Here is a 16989-nt window from a genome sequence, read left to right as displayed (position 1 = left end):
TCGGCCTCGAACCCGGCCGCGAACTCCAACAACTCCAACAACGCATCCTCGAACACGACGCCAAAATCCAGACACCCGTACTGGTCGGCTGAACCACCGGTTCCCGGGAGCGGGCCCGCTCCTTCGACTACCGGTCGTGGCGGCCGGCGGTGAGTGGATTCGAACGCGATCAGGCGCAGTGGCTCCCGACGGTCTCGCCGACCGTCCGGGAGCCACTGCGCCTGTTCGTCACTGCGTTTGTCGTTGCCGCGCCTGTTGCCGCTGCGCGTACCGCCACTACGCCGGTAGCCGCCGCGACTGTCGTCCCGGCGCCTGTTGTCACCGGCGGTGATCCCGGCAGCGACAATTGCGCGCACCGCTGCTGCCCGGCCCGCGATCCCGGGCCGGACAGCGCGGGGTGCGCCTACCGGTGGTTCAGCAGCACCGGCAGCGACGCCACGTCGTTCGCCATGAACGAGCGCAGCGGCTCGATCTCCTCCGGCGACACGGCCAGCGCGAGCTGCGGGAAGCGCGCGAACAGCGCCGGCACCGCCACGGCCGCCTCCAGCCGCGCCAGCCGGGCCCCTGGGCAGAAGTGCGGGCCCGCCCCGAACGCGAGGTGCTCCTTGTTCTCCCGGTCGATGTCGAACACCCCCGGGTTCTCGTGCACGGCCGGGTCGCGGCCGTGCGCCAGGTAGCTGATGAGGATGGCGTCGCCCGCCCGGATGACGGTGCCCTCGCCGAGGTCGATGTCCTCCTTCGCCCAGCGCATCGGGAGCGCCGCCACCGGGCAGTGCGCCCGCAGCGCCTCCTCGATCGCGTCCGGCCAGCGGGCCGGGTCGGCGACGAGGGTGGCCAGCTGGTCCGGGTGGGCGAGCAACTCGCGGACGGTGTGGTCGATCAGCGTCACGGTCGTCTGGCTGCCGCCGCCGATGAGCAGCAGCAGCATGTCGACCAGCTCCTGCTCGGCGAGCGGCTCCTCGCCCTCCACCCGGGCCGCCATCAGGAAGCTCGTCAGGTCGTCGGACGGCTCGCGGCGCTTGAGGTCGATGAGCGTACGCATGGCGACGTTCATGTCGACGTAGACCGCGGCCGACTCCTCCTCCGGCACCTTGTCGGTGTTGAGCACCACCCGCAGGATGCGCAGCACCTCGGGCCGCAGGTCATCCGGCACCCCGAACAGGTCGCAGATCACCCTGGTCGGCAACTGTTGGGAGTACGTGGTGTGCAGGTCGACCGGCTCGTCCGACGGGTGCGTGGCCAGCTCGTCGAGCAGCCGCCGGGCGACGAGTTCCACGTGCGGACGCATGGCGTCGATCCGCTTCGGGGTCAATGCCGGCGCCACCATCTGCCGCAGGCGCTGGTGCTCGCGGCCCTCCGCGGTGGACATGGACTGGACGTCCACCCACGGCGCCAACCACTTGATCTCGCCTGGGGTGTAGCTGGGCACGTTCTTCGTGACGTTGCGCGAGACCCCGGGGTGGGTCAGCAGGCGCCGGACCACGTCGCCACGGGTGATCGACCAGGCCAGCATGCCTTCCGGCAGCTCTACGGCCACCGCGGGGCCGGCCGCGCGGAACTCGTCAATCTGCGCGTACAGGCACTTGCCGCCGCGACTGTCGATTTGGGCGGTGGGGGCAGCGCTGAAGTCGACCATAGTGCGCCTCCTACGATGATGTGGGAACGCAAAAAAAGGTAACTGTCGATCGGGAACTGCCGGGTAACGGCCCTCTCGCACCCGCCACGAATTCGACTGGACAAAGGCGCTGATCATTGCGTCGGACCGGTGGACCAGCCTATCGTCCTTCCACGGCACGTGTCAGGGAGCGGCGATCCCGCCCTACTCACCGAATTCCGCGGCAACCCATTTGTTAACGCGTGTGCGGAGGCAGAAACATGGACAGGATTCGTCGGGTCGGCGTCGTCGGGTGCGGAGTCATGGGCGCCGGGATCGCCGAGACGTGTGCGAGGGCCGGGTCGGACGTGCTCGTCGCGGTGTCGCGACCGGCCTCCCTCGCGGCGGGCCGGGCCCGGTTGACCGCGTCGTTGGACCGCGCGGTGGGCCGGGGCAAGCTGAGCGAGGAGGACAGGGACGCGGCACTGGCCCGGGTGTCCTTCACCGCCGACCTGGCGGACTTCGCCGACCGGCAGCTGGTGATCGAGGCCGCGTCGGAGCAGGAGTCGATCAAACTCGACCTGTTCGGCACGCTCGACAAGGTCGTCGAGGACGAGGACGCGATCCTCGGCTCCAACACGTCCTCCCTGCCGATCGTGAAGCTCGGCGGCGTCACCGCCAGACCCGAGCGGGTGGTCGGCATCCACTTCTTCAATCCCGCGCCGGTGCTCCCGCTCGTGGAGGTCGTCGGCTCGGTGCGTACCGACGCGCGGACCGTCGAGACGGTCGACGCGTTCGTCACCGACGTGCTCGGCAAGCAGGTGGTCCGCGCCAAGGACCGGGCGGGCTTCGTGGTGAACGCGTTGCTGATCCCGTACCTGCTCTCCGCCGTCCGGATGGTCGAGTCCGGGATGTCGACGGTGACCGACATCGACAAGGCCATGACGCTCGGCTGCGCGCACCCGATGGGCCCGCTGCGCCTCGTCGACCTGATCGGGCTCGACATCGTGGCCGCGATCAGCGAGTCGCTCTACCGGGAGTTCCGGGAGCCGCACTACTCGCCACCGCCGCTGCTCGCCCGCATGGTGGCCGGCGGCATGCTCGGCAAGAAGTGCGGCCGGGGCTTCTACGAGTACGGGCGCTGAGATGGCGCTCGCGGACCGGCTGCACCGCGTCCTCGCCGACGCGAAGTACCTGTCCCTGTCCACCGTCTCCCCCGACCGTCGGCCGTGGACGTCCGTGCTCCAGTACGCGTGGCTGCCCGACCCGCTGCGGTTGCTGTTCGGCTCCGCGACGCAGTCCCGGCACAGCAGACACGTGGCGGCCCGCCCGGCGGTGAGCGGGGCGCTCTTCGTCACCGGCGGCGGGCTCACCGAGGTCGACGGCGCCCAGTTCACCGGCACCTGCCGGGAGCTGACCGCCGACGAGGTACGCGCACACCACGCCACGTTCTACGACGCCCTGCTGCCGGACGAGGCGAGCAGGGCGGAGTACACGCTGCCGGTGTCGGCCCTGCTGCCGCCGGCGGATCACCGCGTCTACCAGGTCACGGTGGACCGCGTGTGGCTCGTCGACACCAGCACCTGGATCGAGGACCGGATCGACCGCCGGATCGAGGTGGACCTGCCCTGAGTGGGGCGGGTCCACCCCGGTCCCGGGGTCACTCGGTCATCGTCGCCCAGAACACCGCCTCGTAGGCGTGCACCATCCGCGCCACGCGCAGGAGCTCCACCGCGTCGTCGCCCGCCGCCAGGCCCCTCGACACCACCCCGGCCGCCTGCTCCAGCACCTCGTCCGGGGTCTCGGCGAAGTAGCGGAAGTGCGCGACCGCCTCGTCGGAGAAGCCGTACCGGCTCTGGAGGGCGTCGGCCATCCGGGCGTAGAAGCCGCCCGACTCCTCGACGTTGACCAGCAGGGCCAGCGGGATCGCCGAGCGCGGCCCGAACACGGCGGTCCGCACGATGAAGGAGGGGTACGCCTGGGCCAGGGGCCTCGGCTCGTACGCCCGCAGCTCCTTCTCCCCCATCCCCACCGCGGCGGCGAAGGCGGGCAGCAGCCCCAGCGCCTCCTCCTCGGCGCCCGCCATGCCCAGGAACAGCGGCTCGGGGAAGCGGGCCGCCAGGAACGCGAAGCTGCTCCGGTCGCTGGACACCAGGTGGTGCAACTCGCCGGCCAGGGCGCGCAGCCGGTCGGCCGGCACCTCACCGCGCTCCAGCAGCTCCAGGAACCGGTTGGACGCCAGCTCCAGCGACCGCCTGCCCTGTGCCACCAGCTCTGCCACGTGCTCGTCCATGGTCACCTCCTGATCGTGCGGTGCAGGTTCGGGCCGCTCGCCGGTCCCGGTGCGGGCTCGGCGATCCACGGCCCCTCGATGGACGCGTCGAGCACGCCCTCCTCCAGCCAGGTGAAGCTGCCGCCCAGCACCCGCCGGGCGAGCGCGGCGTCGTCGCCGTCGGTGTTGTCCCGCAGCCGCCGGCGCAATTCCGCCACCCGCTGGCGGGACTGGCGGCAGAACGCGTCGGCCAGCTCGGTCGCCGTACCGCCGAGCGCCCTGGCGTACACGCAGGCGGCGGTCATCGCGTACAGCTCGGCGGCCACGTCCACGACGCGGCCCAGGAACAGCTGCCGCTGGGCCACCGCCTCGCCCCACCGCCGCCGGCCGTCGGCGAGGTGCCGGGCCAGCTCGGCGCTCGTCGCGTCGACGAACGACAGGTGCCCGGCGAGGTCGCCGAAGCCGGGCGGCAGCGTGACGGGCGTGGGCCGTTCGGCCGGCTCCGCCTCGTCGGCCAGCGCGTCGGTGGCGACGAACACCCGCAGCGCCTCGCTGGAGCCGTCGAAGATCCGGCCGACGCGCAGGTCCCGGAACAGCTGCTCGACAGGGACGCCACGCTCACCGCGGGCGGCGGCGGACTCCGCCGTCTCGTACCCGCGACCGCCCCGGATCTGCAGCAGCTCGTCGGCGATCCGCCACGCCTGCTCCGACGCGAACAGCTTCGCCAGCTCGGCCTCCGTGTGCGTGTCCAGCAGGCCCGCGTCGGCGTGCCGGCCGGACACCTCGACCATGGCCTCCAGGGCGAAGGCGGTCGCCGCGATGTACGCGATCTTGCCCGCCACCGCCTCGTGCTCGCCGATCGGCCGGTCCCACTGCACCCGGACGCCCGACCACTCGCGGGCGATCTTCAGGCTCCACTTGGCGGCGGCGGCGCAGACGGCGGGCATCGAGAGCCGGCCGGTGTCCTGCGCGGCGAGCGCCACCTGGAGCCCCTGCCCCTCCGGGCCGATCCGGCGGCTCTCGGGCACCCGGACCCCGTGCAGCCGGACGACCCCGTTCTCCAGTCCGCGCAGGCCCAGGAAGGAGCTGCGGTGCTCGACGGTGACCCCCGGCGCGTCGGCCTCCACCACGAACGCGGACATGCCTCCCGGGCCGCTCTCCGACGGCGGCACCAGGGCCATCACCACGATCAGGTGGGCGATGGTGCCGTTGGTCGTCCACAGCTTCACCCCGTCGAGCCGGTAGCCGCCGTCGCCCGTGGGGGTGGCGGTGGTCCGCATCCGGAACGGGTCGTTGCCGATGTCCGGCTCGGTGAGGGCGAAGGCGGAGATCTCGCGTACGCACCTCGGCAGCAGCTCGCGCCTCTGCGCGTCGGTGCCGAACAGCCGCAACGGCTGGATGAGGCCGATCGCCTGGTGGGCGCCGAGCAGCTCACCGAGCGAGGAGTGCGCGCTGCTGACGATCATCAGGGCGCGGTGGTAGCAGACCCCCGACAGGCCGAGCCCGCCGTACTCCCGGGGGAGCTTGATGGCGAACGCGCCGAGGTCGCGCAGGCCGTCGACCACCTCGTCGGGGATCCGGTCCTCGCGCTCGATGAGCCGCCCGTCCACCTTGTCCGTGCAGAACGCGCGCAGCCGCGCGAGGAACGCCTCGGCGTCGGCGTCGATCCCGGCGTCGGGCAGCGGGTCGAGCAGGTCGATCCGCAGCCTGCCGCGCAGCAGCTCGCTGCCGAAACTCGGTCTGGACATCGTTGCCTCCCCGGTCGACGGGTGCTCTGGTGCGGGACGCGGACGGGCCACGTCCGCCCGCCGCAGCGGTGCGGACGTGGTCCGTCGTACGGGGCGGTCAGCTCGCCGGCACGGCCTTGATCAGCGACAGTGGGCCCGCGGCGCCGTGCCCGCACCACTCGACGGTGAAGCCGGTCCCGGCGAGCAGGGCCCGGAACTCGCTCTCGGTACGCTCCCGGCCGCCGGCGGTGACCAGCATGTTGATGTCCGTGTAGAACATCACCGGGTTGTCGGTGTTCGCGGTGTCCGGCAGCACCGATCCGACGATCAGCAGGGTCGCGTGGGCGGGCATGTGCGCGCGTACCGTGCTCAGCAGCTCGCGGGCCTTCTCGTCGTTCCAGTCCTGGAAGACGCTCTTGATGATGTACAGGTCGCCGCCGCCCGGCACGGACGCGAAGAAGTCGCCCGCGACGATCTCGCAGCGCTCGGAGACCCCGGCGGCGGCGAGCACACCGGCGGCCTCGGCCACGCCCGCGGCGCTGTCGAAGCACACCCCCGCGAGGTGCGGGTGGGTGCCGAGGATCGCGGCGAGCAGCGTGCCGTCCCCGCCGCCGACGTCCACGACGGTACGGACGCCGGAGTAGTCGTACCCGTCGGCGACGAGCTGGGCGGACGCCCTCGACTCCTGTCCCATCGCCACGTTGAACAGCGCGGACAGCTCGGGGTGCTCGGCGAGGTGCACGTACGCGTTCCGGCCGTGCACGTGGTCGAAGGCGCACTCGCCGGTCTCGATGGTGTGCCGCACCTGCTGCCAGGACGAGAACAGCGCGGGATTGGTGAAGAACCGGGTGAACGCCCACAGCGAGTTCGGCGAGTCGGTGCGCAACTGCTCGCCCACCTCGGTCAGCCGGAACTCGCCCGGCGTCGGCTCGGTCAGCAGGCCGATGGCCGCGAGGGTGCGCAGCAGCCGGTGCAGCGACGGCGTGTGGGTGCCCGTCGCCTCGGCGAGCTGCGCGCTCGTGACGCGGCCGTCGTGGATGTGGTCGGCGAGCTTCAGCTCGGCGGCGAGCGCGAGCGACTGCGAGGCCATGTACCCGCCGATGATCTCGATCAGCGCGGCACGGTTGCGGATCTTGGAGGCCAGGGGGGCCGGAACGGTGCTGGTCATCGGTCATGCCTTTCCGCGAGAGGGTGTCGAACCCACACGTTGGGCTCGATGTAGACGGCGTGGTCGTGGTCGACGTTCACCGCGACCGGGGTCAGGGCACCCGGCACGACGACCGGTCCGCTGGTGTCGAACGGCAGCCCGGTCCAGGCGCGCCACTGCGCGAGGCTGCCGGAGATCGTCATGGAGGCCGGGCAGACCTGGAGGATCTGCCCGCCCGCCCGGGCGTGGACGCGCAGCCACGGGTCGACCGGCAGCCCGTCGTCGCGGGTCCGGGCGGCGTACCCCGTCATCGGCGCGTGCGGCTCGGCGTGCTTGCCGCTGGGCCGGACCGGCCCCACGACGTCGCGGAGGCCGTGCCGGCGGGCGTTGTCCTTGACCGCCGCCAGGATGCGCCCCGACATGTTCCGGGCCTGCATGCCCGGCACCACGGCTATCTCCAGCGCGCACAGGGCGGTGAGCTCGCGCCCGGCGGCGGTGTCGAGCATGCTCAACCCCAGCACCGCGTCCCAGCCGGTGTCGGGCAGGCTCGCCGCGTCGCCGTCCCAGGCGAACGGCACGCTGGCCGCGCGGGCGATCACCGTGTCGTCGGCGTCGAGCACGACGAGCTGGTGTTCCGGGTACCGGTCGAGGGCCCAGCCGACCACCATCGGCTCGGGCGGGATGTAGTCGGGCCAGGACGCCTCCATCTGGAGCATCCCGTCCCGCAGGTCCGGTCGCTCGGCGAGCGTCAGCACCCGCATCGTGGTCACCTCCGTCGCCTCAGGCGGCCAGGCTGCGCGCGGGCAGCGGGTCCGCGAACATGGCGCAGTTGTCGTCGGCGTGCTTGCGCAGCAGCGCCAGGTATTCGCCACGGGGCACCGCGACCGCGCCGATGAGCTTCGCGTGGTCGCCGTCGTGCTGGACGTCGACCGCCACGCCGCCGCTGTCCGCGACGCGCCGCACCAGGCACGCGACCGCCACCTTCGCGGCGCCACTGCGCAGGGCGAACTGGGAGTCGGCGCTGAACACGCCGCCCACCCGTACGCCGAACGTGCCGCCGACCAGCTCGTCGCCCTCCCACACCTCGACGCTGTGGGCGTACCCGGCCGCGTGCAGCTCGCGCAGCGTCGACACGAGCCGGTCGGTCAGCCATCGGGGCTCGCGGCCGGCGCGGCAGTGCTGCACCACCCGGTCGAAGCAGGCGTCGAGCGTCGTCGTCCACTCGACCTTGTTGCGCAGCTGCCGCCGCAGGCTGCGCTGGATCCGGGCCCGGTCGACGTGGATGACGGGACGCGGGTCCGGCGAGCACCAGGCCACGGCGTACGGGTCGCCGCTGCCGGCGAGGACGGCGATCCGGCCGGCCGCGACGTCCGCCTCGTAGGTGAACTCGCTGACGATCTTCCGTTCCTCGGTGTCGGCCGGGAACGGGAACAGCCCGTGCCGGTACGCGTCCAGCAGCGCCGGCGCGGACAGGTCGTCGCCGAACGCGACCGGCCCGTCGGCGGGGGCGTCGATGAGGTCGAGCGTCTCCCAGCCCATCACGCGGCCCGCAGGAACTCGGTGCGGGTCAGGTAGCCGATGTAGCGGTCGAGCATCCCGGCGTCCACCGTCGGGATCTCGATGCCGCTGCCGCGCAGCGCCTGCTCCACGTTGGTGCGGGAGAAGACCGGGAACGTCGTCTCCAGGTACATCTCCGCGACGCTCATCTGGCCGGTCGCGCAGCGGTCGATGAACAGCGGCGCGAAGGGGGTCATCGGATGGTCGGGCTGCTCCACCGCGACCCGCACCATCTCGTCGAGCCACTCGGCCCACGGCACCTCGCGGATGTCGTGCCCGTGCGCCCGCAGGCGCTCGACCAGCACCGAGATGTTGACCTTCCCCGGGTTGGTGAGGTGGTAGACCTCGCCGGCGGGCCGGGACGCCCGGGCGATGTGCGCGACCGCCGCGGCGAAGACGTCGACCGGCGTGTAGTCCAGCGGCAGCTCCGCGACCGGGGCGGTGCCGGTGTCCACCACGAACTTCTTCATCGCGCACATCTCGGTGGCGATGTTCCACGCGCCGTTGACCCGGTCGCCGGAGATGTCGGCGGCCCGGTAGATCGCCACCGGCAGCCCCTGCTCCGCCGCCCGGTGCAGCAGCGCCTCGGCCACCCACTTGCTCTCCACGTACCCGACGGAGAGGTGGTCGGCGTACGCCAGCGGGGTGTCCTCGTCGACGTGCCGGACGCCGGCGGTGCCGAAGCCCGCCACGACGGCCATGGTCGAGGTGTAGTGGATCGGGACGTTGCGGTGCCGGGCGGCCATCCGGATGATCTCGCGGGTGCCGTCCACGTTCGCCGGCCGCATGTGCGAGTACGGGTAGATGAAGTTGACGGTTCCGCCGGGGTGGTGGATGACGTCGACCGTACGCGCCAGCTCGTCGAACGCCGCCTCGGAGAGGCCGAGCCCGGGTGCCGCGAGGTCGCCGGGGACGGCGACGATCCGGCCCGTCGCCTGGTGACCGGCGAGGTCCTCGCCGAAGTAGTGTCGCGCGTTGGCCTGGATGCGGGCCAGTCCCTGCTCCGGGCCGTCGGCGCGCACGAGGCAGTGCACCACGGCGTCCGTGCTGTCCAGCAGCTCCCGCAGCAGGTAGATGCCGAGGAAGCCGGTGGCGCCCGTGAGGAACACGTGGCGGGGGTCCCGCCAGCGCGGCTCGTCGGGCACGTCGCGCCGGATCTCCACGTCCAGCTCCGTCTCGGCGGCGAAGTCCACCCGCTTGCGCGTGTCGTCGCCGGCGAGCGTGCCGGCCCGCGCCTCGCGTACCGCCCGGGCCAGGCCGCGCGGCGTCGCGTCCTCCAGCAGAAGCCGGATCAGCGGGCGTACCTGGGTGATGAGCACCCCGAAGGAGCCACGGATCTTCGCGAGCAGTTCGGCGGCGAGGATCGAGTTGCCGCCCTGCGCGAAGAAGTTGTCGTCGGGCAGCACCCGGGGCACGCCGAGCACCTGCCCCCAGAGCCGGGCCACGCCGCGCTCCACCAGGTCGACGGGCGCGTCGTCCACGCTCTCCGCGACGACCGCCGTGGTGTGCGGCGAGGGCAGCGCGGCCAGGTCGACCTTGCCGTTCGCCTTCAGCGGCAGCTCGTCGAGGGCGACGAACGCCGTCGGCACCATGTAGCGGGGCAGATAGCGGCCGACGAACTCGCGCAGCTCCGCGACGTCCAGGGGTCGTGGGCCGGTGTGGTACGCCACCAGCCGCCGCTGGCCGTCGTGCTCGTACGTGGTGACGGCGACCGTGTCGACGCCGTCGTGTGCCGCGAGGGTCGCCTCGATCTCGCCGGGCTCCACCCGGAAGCCACGGATCTTCACCTGCCGGTCGATGCGCCCGACCACCTCGAGGTTGCCCTCGGTGGTCCAGGCGCCCAGGTCGCCGGTGCGGTACATCCGCGCGCCGGGCTCGGACGCGAACGGGTCGGGGCGGAAGCGCCCCGCGTCGTCCTCGGTCAGGTAGCCGCGTGCCACGCCCCGACCGCCGATGTGGACCTCACCGCGCTCGCCGGGGGCGGCCGGTCGGCCCTGCTCGTCGAGGACGTACACGACGGTGCCGGGCAGCGGCCTGCCGACCGGCGCGGGGCCCCGGTCGGGCAGCACGTCGACGGTCAGCTCCATCAGGCAGGAGGTGATCGTGGTCTCCGTGAGCCCGTAGGCGTTGACCAGCCGCACTCCTGACATCAGCGCCAGCGCCGTACGGCAGTCCTCCGCGTTGACCGCCTCGCCGCCCACGATCACCAGCCGGACGGGCAGGTCCCCGGCCTCCGCGCCGACCTCGGCGAGGAAGCGGCGCCAGTACGCCGGGGTCAGGTCCATCACGGTGATGCCGTGGTACCGCAGCCGCTCCGGCAGCTCGCTGGGCGCCCAGCCCACGTCGGGCAGCACGAGCGTCGCGCCGCCGAGCAGCGCGACCGTGATCTGTTCGATGGAGGTGTCGAAGGGGAGCGCGCCGAACTGCAACACCCGGTCGTCGGGGGTGACGCCGTAGCGGCCGGCCAGCTCCCCACACAGGTAGCTCAGCGACTCGTGGTTCACCACGACGCCCTTCGGCGTCCCGGTGGAGCCCGACGTGTAGATGACGTAGGCGGCGTCCCCGCCGCCCACCGTCACGGCCGGGGCGGTGGCGGGTCCGTCGGCCACGCTCGCCGTGAGCGCCCGGACCGGCAGGTCCGCGAAGCGCGCCACGTCCCGCTCGTGGGTGACGACGGTGGTGCAGTCGGTCTCCTTCACGAACGCCTCGACGCGGCTGTCCGGCAGCCCCGGGTCCACGGGCAGGTAGGCCCCGCCCGCCTTCCAGCTGGCGAGCAGGCCGACGATGGCGTCGATGGAGCGTTCCAGGTGGACCATGACCACGGAGTCCGCGCCGACCCCCTGGTCGACGAGGTGGCGGGCCAGGCGGTTGGCCCGGCGCTCCAGCTCCGCGTAACTGATGCACGCGTCGCCCTGCACGACCGCGGTCCGGTCGGGCTGCGACGCCGCGCGGGCGGCGATGAGTTCGTGGACACGCGGTTGCGTACGGATGATCATGTTTTCCCTCGGGTGTGAGCACGGTCGTACCCGTGGATTTACCTGCCGCTGAACCAACGAATTTCGATACGGGCGACACTACTGCCTCGCGGCGGTTCCCCCGACTACCAGAATGAGCACGGTCCGGAATGGACACTACTCATGAGAGTAGTCCTCGGGACGCGGTCCACCCTTCGCCGAATTCGGCTTCGAAGGCACCGGAAAATGCGACGTGACGGATATGGTCCGGAGGGTTCGGACGGCCCTACGCCGCCGAGGAGACCGGCACGTGGCGGACGAGTTCCGCCCGCGAGGAGATGCCCAGCCGGCGGAACAGGCCGCGCAGGTGGTAGTTGACGGTGTGCGGCGACAGCCGCACCCGGGTGGCGATCTGCCGGTTGGTCATGCCCTCGGCGACGAGTCGCGCGATGGCCCGCTCGACGCCGCTGAACGACTCCCACGCGCCGCCGGTGTCCTGGCCGTGTTCCCTGACGACGGCCGCGGAGCGCAGGCCGATCCTGCGCCGCAGGTCGGCGGGGGCCACGGGCTCCGCGGACGGGTCGGCGGCGCGGGGCGCACCGGTCACGGCCCGCCGCCGGCGCAGGCGGTCACGGTCGGCGCGGAGGGCCTGCCGCACCGCGGGCGGCAGCGCGTCGAGCACCGCCCACCACACCAGCTCGTACCGGAAGGTAAGGTCGTCGCCCACCCAGTGCAGCAATCCGGCGTCGAGGAGCGCGTCGAGGTCCGGCAGCATCTGGGCGGTGTTCCGGCCGGTCATCGCCGCCAGCTCCGTGAGCCGGCAGGACCGGCCGAGCACGGCGGCCACCCGCAGCAGCTGCCAGGACCCGGTCGGCGCGCCGCGCAGCGTGGCCCGGACCACCTCCTGGACCCGCCCCGGCGTCCGCGCCCGCCCGGGCCCGTCCGTGACGCCCTCGGCGTGGATCCCCTCGGTCAGGGCGGTCAGCAGCAGGCGGTTCCCCTCGGCGGCGGCGACGAGCACGCGTACGGCCGGGTCCACCACGGCTGCGTCCGGATCGGTGGCCCGCTCCGGGGGGCGCCGGAGAGCGGCCTCCGACGGGCCGGCGACGAGCCGGCTGACGACATCTTCGGAAAGCGGGCGGCCCGCATCGGCGAGCGGCCCGACCGGCTGCGTCAACTGCTCGTCCTCGTACGCCACAACACAATCGTGCACATGAATGTATGCCGGTCTCAACATTGCCTTACCGTCAGGTGCGCCGAGCAATTACCCGCACGTGGGGGGAGCGGGACAACGGGCACTTCCCGACGGGTGACTTGCGATTGCTTCCATCAATGTATTGACGTCGCGAGAGAGGCGGGCAGTTGTGGAACCCGTTGTGGTCCAGGATTTCGTACCGACGATCGACCTGTCGGGCCGCACGACCGCCGAGGGACGCGCGGCCGTCGCGGCAGCCGTCGGCAAGGCGTGCGAGGGTTCGGGCTTCTTCACCGTCGTGGGGCACGGCGTACCCCAGGACCTGGTGAACCGCATGTACGCCACCACGAAGGCCTTCTTCACCCAGCCGGAGCAGGAGAAGGACCGGAGCGCGAACCGCGGCTCCGGGGTGTCGGGGCTGCGCCGCCCGGGCGGCCCGTACGAGGCGTTCGCCGCGCACGTGACGGGCGACCTGAGCGACGAGGAGCGTGCCCGGCTCGGTACGCACCCGGCCACCTGGAAGGCGGCGAACATCTGGCCGGACGACGACTTCAAGGCGGTCTGGCACGAGTACATCGCCGCCATGACCGACCTGTCGGCGGACATCATGCGGCTGTTCGCGATCGCGCTCGGGCTGCCGGAGGACTTCTTCGACAGCAAGTTCGACGAGCACGTGTCGCTGATCATCGCCAACTACTACTACCCGGCGCCGGACGACGACGTGCTGCGGCGGGAGATGCACACCGACTGGGGCAGCCTCACGGTGCTCTACGTGGAGGACGAACTGGCCGGCCTCCAGGTACGCCGGGACGACGACGACTGGATCGACGTGCCCGCCGTCCCCGGCAGCTTCGTGGTGAACATCGGTGACCTGATGGCCTTCTGGACCGGCGGCCGGTGGGCGTCGACCGTGCACCGGGTGGTCAACCCGGAGGGGACGGACGCGCCCTCCCGCGTCTCCATCCCCTTCTTCTACCTGCCCAACCACGACACCACCATCGAGCCCATGCGTCCGCTGGCGCAGGAGAGCGCCGAGGCCGGGCTCGACCGGGTGACCGTCGGCGAGTGGTTCTCGCACAAGATGCAGTCGACGTACCAGGCCTCCGCGTAGTCGACCCTTGCAGCGCCCGCCGGACCACCCCGCAGCGGTGGTCCGGCGGGCGCCCCGGTGTCAGAGGGAGCGCACCGCGCCCGGCATGGTGAACTCGATCGTCTCGCGGGCGACCTCGCGCTCCACCACCGTCACCGGCCCGCGCGCCCGCAACGCCTCGATGACCCCCGAGACCAGGCGCGGCGGGGCGGACGCGCCGGCGGTGACCCCGACCGTGGTGACCCCCGCCAACCACTCCGGCAGGATCTGCGCCGCGTCCTCGATGAGGTGGGCCGGGCGGCCGGTGCGGCGGGCCAGCTCGACGAGCCGTTGCGTGTTCGCCGAGTTGGTCGAGCCGACCACGAGCACGAGGTCGGACTCCTCGGCGACCGTACGCAGCGCCGCCTGCCGGTTGGTCGAGGCGTAGCAGATGTCGGCCGAGGACGGCCCGCGCAGGGCGGGGAACCGTTGGCGCAGCACGTCGAGCACCTGGGCGGTCTCGTCGACGGCGAGCGTAGTCTGGGTCAGGTACGACACGCGCTCCGGGTCGGACACCTCGACCGTGTGCGCGTCCTGGAGCGACTGCACGAGCACCATCTGGTCCGGCGCCTCGCCCAGGGTGCCCTCGGTCTCCTCGTGCCCCGCGTGCCCGACGAGGAGGACGGTGTCGCCCCGGTCGGCGTACCGGCGGGCCTCCGAGTGCACCTTCGCCACCAGCGGGCACGTCGCGTCGAACACCTCCAGGCCCAGCCGGGCGGCCTCGGCGCGCACCACGGGCGACACCCCGTGCGCCGAGAACACCACCGTCGCGCCGACGGGCACCTCGTCGAGTTCCTCGACGAACACGGCGCCGCGCGACTCCAGCTCGGCGACGACGTGCGCGTTGTGGACGATCTGTTTACGTACGTACACCGGGCTGCCCCGGCTGGCCAGCGCACGCTCGACGATCTCGATCGCACGCTCGACACCGGCGCAGAACGCACGCGGTGCCGCGAGCAGTACCGTTACGGACTCGGCTTCGGACATCGCGCACTCCTTCCCACGCATCTCCGCAGTATCGAGCCGCGTCCTCGCAATCCGGTGGGATCCGGGTGGAGGCCCAGCCCCGGCGTCCGGCCCCGAGCCCCGCCCCGGCCAAGCCGGCGGCCGGTCCACGTCCAACGGGCCGGTCCGTATCCAACGAGCCGGTCCACGTCCAGCGGGCCGGTCCAAGCCTGCGGTCCCGGCCCCGGGGCCAGCGGGCCGCGTGCCGGCGTCCGCTATCCGTCGACGCGGTAGGCGGCGAGGACCGTCTCGGAGATGAGGCGCGGGGCGTCCGCCCGGTCCACCTGCCCGCTGGCCACGTCGACGGCGGCGCCCTTCATGATCTGGTAGAGGACGCTGGTCAACCAGCTGGCCGGGAGGTCGACCCGGAACACCCCCTCGGCCTGGCCCCGGCGGATCAGCTGGTCGACGCGACGCGCCGGTTCGGCGTGCAGCTCGTGTACGCGCCCGGGCGGCAGCGACGCCTGCGCCGCCTCCAGCACGGCGCTCGACTGGGCGATCAGCAGCCAGCTCGACCGGATCAGGACGCGCAGCGCGTCGCGCGGATCGCCGGTCAGGTCGAGGCCCGCCAGGAGTTCCTCGCCCTCGGCCAGCACCCGGGTCAGCGCCGCCTCGACCAGGGCGTCGCGCGACGGAAAGTGGCCGTAGAGGGTCACCCGGCCGACCCCCGCCGCCTGCGCGATCTCGCTGACGCTGGCGTCGGGGTCCCGGCTCAGGCAGTTCACCGCCGCCTCCAGGATCCTCTCCACGTTGTGTTGGGCGTCGGCGCGGCGGGTCGGCCTGGCGGATGGGCGAGTCATGGAACTTCCCCTAAGTCGAACAGAGGTGCATGAGTTAACGTGTCTCCGTAACTCGAACACTACCGTTCAACTTCGCGGAGGAGCCTGGCAGCCATGGCGGAACCTGTGACCGCAACCGAAACTCCCACGCCAGCCGGTCCGCACCCCGGGCGCTGGCGGATCCTGGGCCTCGTCGGCATCGCCCAGCTGATGCTGATCCTGGACGTCACCGTCGTCGCGATCGCCCTGCCGCACATGGGGGCGGACCTGGGGATGGACCGGGAAGCCCTGACGTGGGTGGTGAGTGGCTACACCCTCACCTTCGGCGGCCTGCTGCTGCTCGGTGGCCGCGCCGCGGACCTGTTCGGCGCCCGGCGCCTCGTCCTCGCGGGACTCCTGCTGTTCAGCGTCGCGTCCCTGACCGCCGGGCTCGCGACCAGCGGCCCCATGCTGCTGGGCGGTCGCATCGGCCAGGGCCTCGCGGCGGCGATCCTCTCCCCCGCCGCGTTGTCCCTCGTCGTCACGACGTTCGACGGCGACGAGCGCAACAAGGCGCTCGGCATCTGGTCGGCGCTCGGCGGCGGCGGCGCCGCCCTGGGCGTCCTCCTCGGTGGCCTGCTCACCGCAGGCCCGGGCTGGCCGTGGGTGTTCTTCGTCAACGTGCCGGTCGGGATCATCCTGCTGCTGGCCCTGCGGATGCAGCTCCCGCCCCAGGCGCCCACGGGCGCGACGGGCCGGCTCGACGTGCCCGGCGCGGTGCTGGTGACGGCGGCCACCGGCTCGCTGATCTACGCGCTGATCCGCGCCGGCGATGTCGGCTGGGGCAACCCGACGATCGTGCTGCTGCTGGTGGCCGCCGTGGCCCTCTACGCGGCGTTCGTCGTCCGTCAGCGCCTCGCCGCGAGCCCGCTGATGGACGTACGGCTCCTGCTCCGCCGGCCGGTGGCGACGGGGGCGCTGCTGATCCTCGTCGCGACCGCGCTGATGATCACCGTCTTCTTCCTGGGCACGTTCTACCTCCAGGACTACCAGGGCTACGGCGCCCTGCGCACCGGGCTGCTCTTCCTGCCCGTGGCCATCACCACCATGCTCGGCGCGAACGCCGCCGGCCGCGTCATCGGTCGGATCGGGGCGCGCACGCTCGGCGTCCTGGGCCTGCTCATCGCGGCGGCGGGCATGGCGGTCCCCGCCGTCGTGGACGGGACTTTGGCCCTCGTCGTCGGGGTCAGCGTCGCCGCCTCCGGCACCGGCGTCCTCTTCGTCGTGGCCTCCGCCGTCGCGCTCGGTCAGGTCGCGCCGCACGAGGCCGGTCTCGCGTCCGGCATCGTCAGCACCTTCCACGAGTTCGGCGCCTCGCTCGGCGCGGCCGTCGTGTCGAGCATGGCCGCAGCCAGCATCGCGGGCACCAGCACCGAAGGCTTCTCCCGCGGCTTCACCACCGGCGCCGTCATCGCCGTCGCCGCCGCGGTCCTGGCCTTCGTCCTCACCCCCAAGCCGGCCCACTGACCCCGGCCCGGTGGCCGGCGGGGGCCCGCCCGCCGGCCACCGGGTCGGATCCCACGCACACGCCGACCGTACGCCCGGCCCCGGTCCCGGCCATTGCGGCCTGAGGGTTCGCTTGCGGGTCGAC

The 16989-nt window shown here is 72.5% G+C and carries 14 protein-coding genes; 4 read left to right on the top strand and 10 right to left on the bottom strand.

Annotation, left to right across the window (positions count from 1 at the left end; all coding sequences use genetic code 11):
* Positions 1 to 403: 403 nt before the first annotated feature.
* The gene (locus tag ACGFIR_RS07280) at positions 404 to 1636 is read right to left on the bottom strand and encodes a cytochrome P450 (protein ID WP_393143678.1); all 1233 of its coding nucleotides are present in this window, start codon (positions 1634 to 1636) and stop codon (positions 404 to 406) included.
* 239 nt (positions 1637 to 1875) lie between these two features.
* Between ACGFIR_RS07280 and ACGFIR_RS07275 the strand changes: the two genes are divergently transcribed.
* Together ACGFIR_RS07275 and ACGFIR_RS07270 are read left to right on the top strand one after the other, a co-directional pair.
* Positions 1876 to 2739: a 3-hydroxybutyryl-CoA dehydrogenase gene (locus tag ACGFIR_RS07275; RefSeq protein ID WP_392999487.1), complete on the top strand. Its 864-nt coding sequence runs from the start codon at positions 1876 to 1878 to the stop codon at positions 2737 to 2739.
* Position 2740: 1 nt separating this feature from the next.
* Positions 2741 to 3226 carry a pyridoxamine 5'-phosphate oxidase family protein gene (locus ACGFIR_RS07270; RefSeq protein ID WP_393143676.1) on the top strand — a complete coding sequence of 162 codons (486 nt, stop codon included), beginning with the start codon at positions 2741 to 2743 and terminating at the stop codon, positions 3224 to 3226.
* Between the two features lie 28 nt (positions 3227 to 3254).
* Here ACGFIR_RS07270 and ACGFIR_RS07265 read toward each other — a convergent pair whose 3' ends face one another.
* From ACGFIR_RS07265 to ACGFIR_RS07235, 7 genes are all read right to left on the bottom strand, one after another.
* Positions 3255 to 3887: a hypothetical protein gene (locus ACGFIR_RS07265; protein WP_393143674.1), complete on the bottom strand. Its 633-nt coding sequence runs from the start codon at positions 3885 to 3887 to the stop codon at positions 3255 to 3257.
* Positions 3888 to 3889: 2 nt separating this feature from the next.
* Entirely contained in the window at positions 3890 to 5614 is a 1725-nt protein-coding gene (locus ACGFIR_RS07260; protein WP_393143672.1) for an acyl-CoA dehydrogenase family protein, read from the bottom strand.
* Positions 5615 to 5711: 97 nt separating this feature from the next.
* Positions 5712 to 6761 (bottom strand): methyltransferase, encoded by a 1050-nt coding sequence (locus ACGFIR_RS07255; RefSeq protein WP_392999495.1) that lies wholly within the window; start codon positions 6759 to 6761, stop codon positions 5712 to 5714.
* A complete protein-coding gene (locus ACGFIR_RS07250; protein WP_393001315.1) occupies positions 6758 to 7501 on the bottom strand; it encodes an N-acetyltransferase in 744 nt (247 codons plus the stop codon). Before ACGFIR_RS07250 ends, ACGFIR_RS07255 begins: the two co-directional genes overlap by 4 nt.
* Before the next feature lie 19 nt (positions 7502 to 7520).
* Complete coding sequence (locus tag ACGFIR_RS07245) at positions 7521 to 8279, bottom strand: leucyl/phenylalanyl-tRNA--protein transferase (RefSeq protein WP_392999497.1); 759 nt, start codon at positions 8277 to 8279, stop codon at positions 7521 to 7523.
* Positions 8279 to 11293 carry an amino acid adenylation domain-containing protein gene (locus ACGFIR_RS07240; protein WP_393143670.1) on the bottom strand — a complete coding sequence of 1005 codons (3015 nt, stop codon included), beginning with the start codon at positions 11291 to 11293 and terminating at the stop codon, positions 8279 to 8281. The genes ACGFIR_RS07245 and ACGFIR_RS07240 overlap by 1 nt, the downstream gene beginning before the upstream one ends.
* Before the next feature lie 244 nt (positions 11294 to 11537).
* Positions 11538 to 12449: a LuxR C-terminal-related transcriptional regulator gene (locus ACGFIR_RS07235; RefSeq protein WP_393143668.1), complete on the bottom strand. Its 912-nt coding sequence runs from the start codon at positions 12447 to 12449 to the stop codon at positions 11538 to 11540.
* A gap of 166 nt (positions 12450 to 12615) precedes the next feature.
* Here ACGFIR_RS07235 and ACGFIR_RS07230 point away from each other — a divergent pair, with 166 nt between their 5' ends.
* The gene (locus ACGFIR_RS07230) at positions 12616 to 13557 is read left to right on the top strand and encodes an isopenicillin N synthase family dioxygenase (protein WP_392999503.1); all 942 of its coding nucleotides are present in this window, start codon (positions 12616 to 12618) and stop codon (positions 13555 to 13557) included.
* A gap of 60 nt (positions 13558 to 13617) precedes the next feature.
* Here the strand turns inward: ACGFIR_RS07230 and ispH are convergent, their stop codons facing one another.
* Complete coding sequence (gene ispH / locus ACGFIR_RS07225) at positions 13618 to 14562, bottom strand: 4-hydroxy-3-methylbut-2-enyl diphosphate reductase (RefSeq protein ID WP_392999505.1); 945 nt, start codon at positions 14560 to 14562, stop codon at positions 13618 to 13620.
* A 233-nt stretch (positions 14563 to 14795) separates the two neighbouring features.
* Entirely contained in the window at positions 14796 to 15380 is a 585-nt protein-coding gene (locus tag ACGFIR_RS07220) for a TetR/AcrR family transcriptional regulator (RefSeq protein WP_392999507.1), read from the bottom strand.
* A gap of 93 nt (positions 15381 to 15473) precedes the next feature.
* Between ACGFIR_RS07220 and ACGFIR_RS07215 the strand changes: the two genes are divergently transcribed.
* The gene (locus ACGFIR_RS07215) at positions 15474 to 16865 is read left to right on the top strand and encodes an MFS transporter (RefSeq protein WP_392999509.1); all 1392 of its coding nucleotides are present in this window, start codon (positions 15474 to 15476) and stop codon (positions 16863 to 16865) included.
* The last annotated feature ends 124 nt before the right edge of the window (positions 16866 to 16989 follow it).

It is taken from the genome of Micromonospora sp. NPDC049051, from assembly GCF_043197575.1.
GTDB lineage: Bacteria > Actinomycetota > Actinomycetes > Mycobacteriales > Micromonosporaceae > Micromonospora.
The sequence above is the reverse complement of the archived record's forward strand: the minus strand, read 5'-3'. Positions and strand labels throughout refer to the sequence as shown.

Excerpts from the sequence above, each read along its gene's own strand:
- ACGFIR_RS07280 (WP_393143678.1), bottom strand. The coding sequence starts at position 1,636 with ATGGTCGACTTCAGCGCTGCCCCCACCGCCCAAATCGACAGTCGCGGC.
- ACGFIR_RS07275 (WP_392999487.1), top strand. The coding sequence starts at position 1,876 with ATGGACAGGATTCGTCGGGTCGGCGTCGTCGGGTGCGGAGTCATGGGC.
- ACGFIR_RS07270 (WP_393143676.1), top strand. The coding sequence starts at position 2,741 with ATGGCGCTCGCGGACCGGCTGCACCGCGTCCTCGCCGACGCGAAGTAC.
- ACGFIR_RS07265 (WP_393143674.1), bottom strand. The coding sequence starts at position 3,887 with ATGGACGAGCACGTGGCAGAGCTGGTGGCACAGGGCAGGCGGTCGCTG.
- ACGFIR_RS07260 (WP_393143672.1), bottom strand. The coding sequence starts at position 5,614 with ATGTCCAGACCGAGTTTCGGCAGCGAGCTGCTGCGCGGCAGGCTGCGG.
- ACGFIR_RS07255 (WP_392999495.1), bottom strand. The coding sequence starts at position 6,761 with ATGACCAGCACCGTTCCGGCCCCCCTGGCCTCCAAGATCCGCAACCGT.
- ACGFIR_RS07250 (WP_393001315.1), bottom strand. The coding sequence starts at position 7,501 with ATGCGGGTGCTGACGCTCGCCGAGCGACCGGACCTGCGGGACGGGATG.
- ACGFIR_RS07245 (WP_392999497.1), bottom strand. The coding sequence starts at position 8,279 with ATGGGCTGGGAGACGCTCGACCTCATCGACGCCCCCGCCGACGGGCCG.
- ACGFIR_RS07240 (WP_393143670.1), bottom strand. The coding sequence starts at position 11,293 with ATGATCATCCGTACGCAACCGCGTGTCCACGAACTCATCGCCGCCCGC.
- ispH (WP_392999505.1), bottom strand. The coding sequence starts at position 14,562 with ATGTCCGAAGCCGAGTCCGTAACGGTACTGCTCGCGGCACCGCGTGCG.
- ACGFIR_RS07220 (WP_392999507.1), bottom strand. The coding sequence starts at position 15,380 with ATGACTCGCCCATCCGCCAGGCCGACCCGCCGCGCCGACGCCCAACAC.
- ACGFIR_RS07215 (WP_392999509.1), top strand. The coding sequence starts at position 15,474 with ATGGCGGAACCTGTGACCGCAACCGAAACTCCCACGCCAGCCGGTCCG.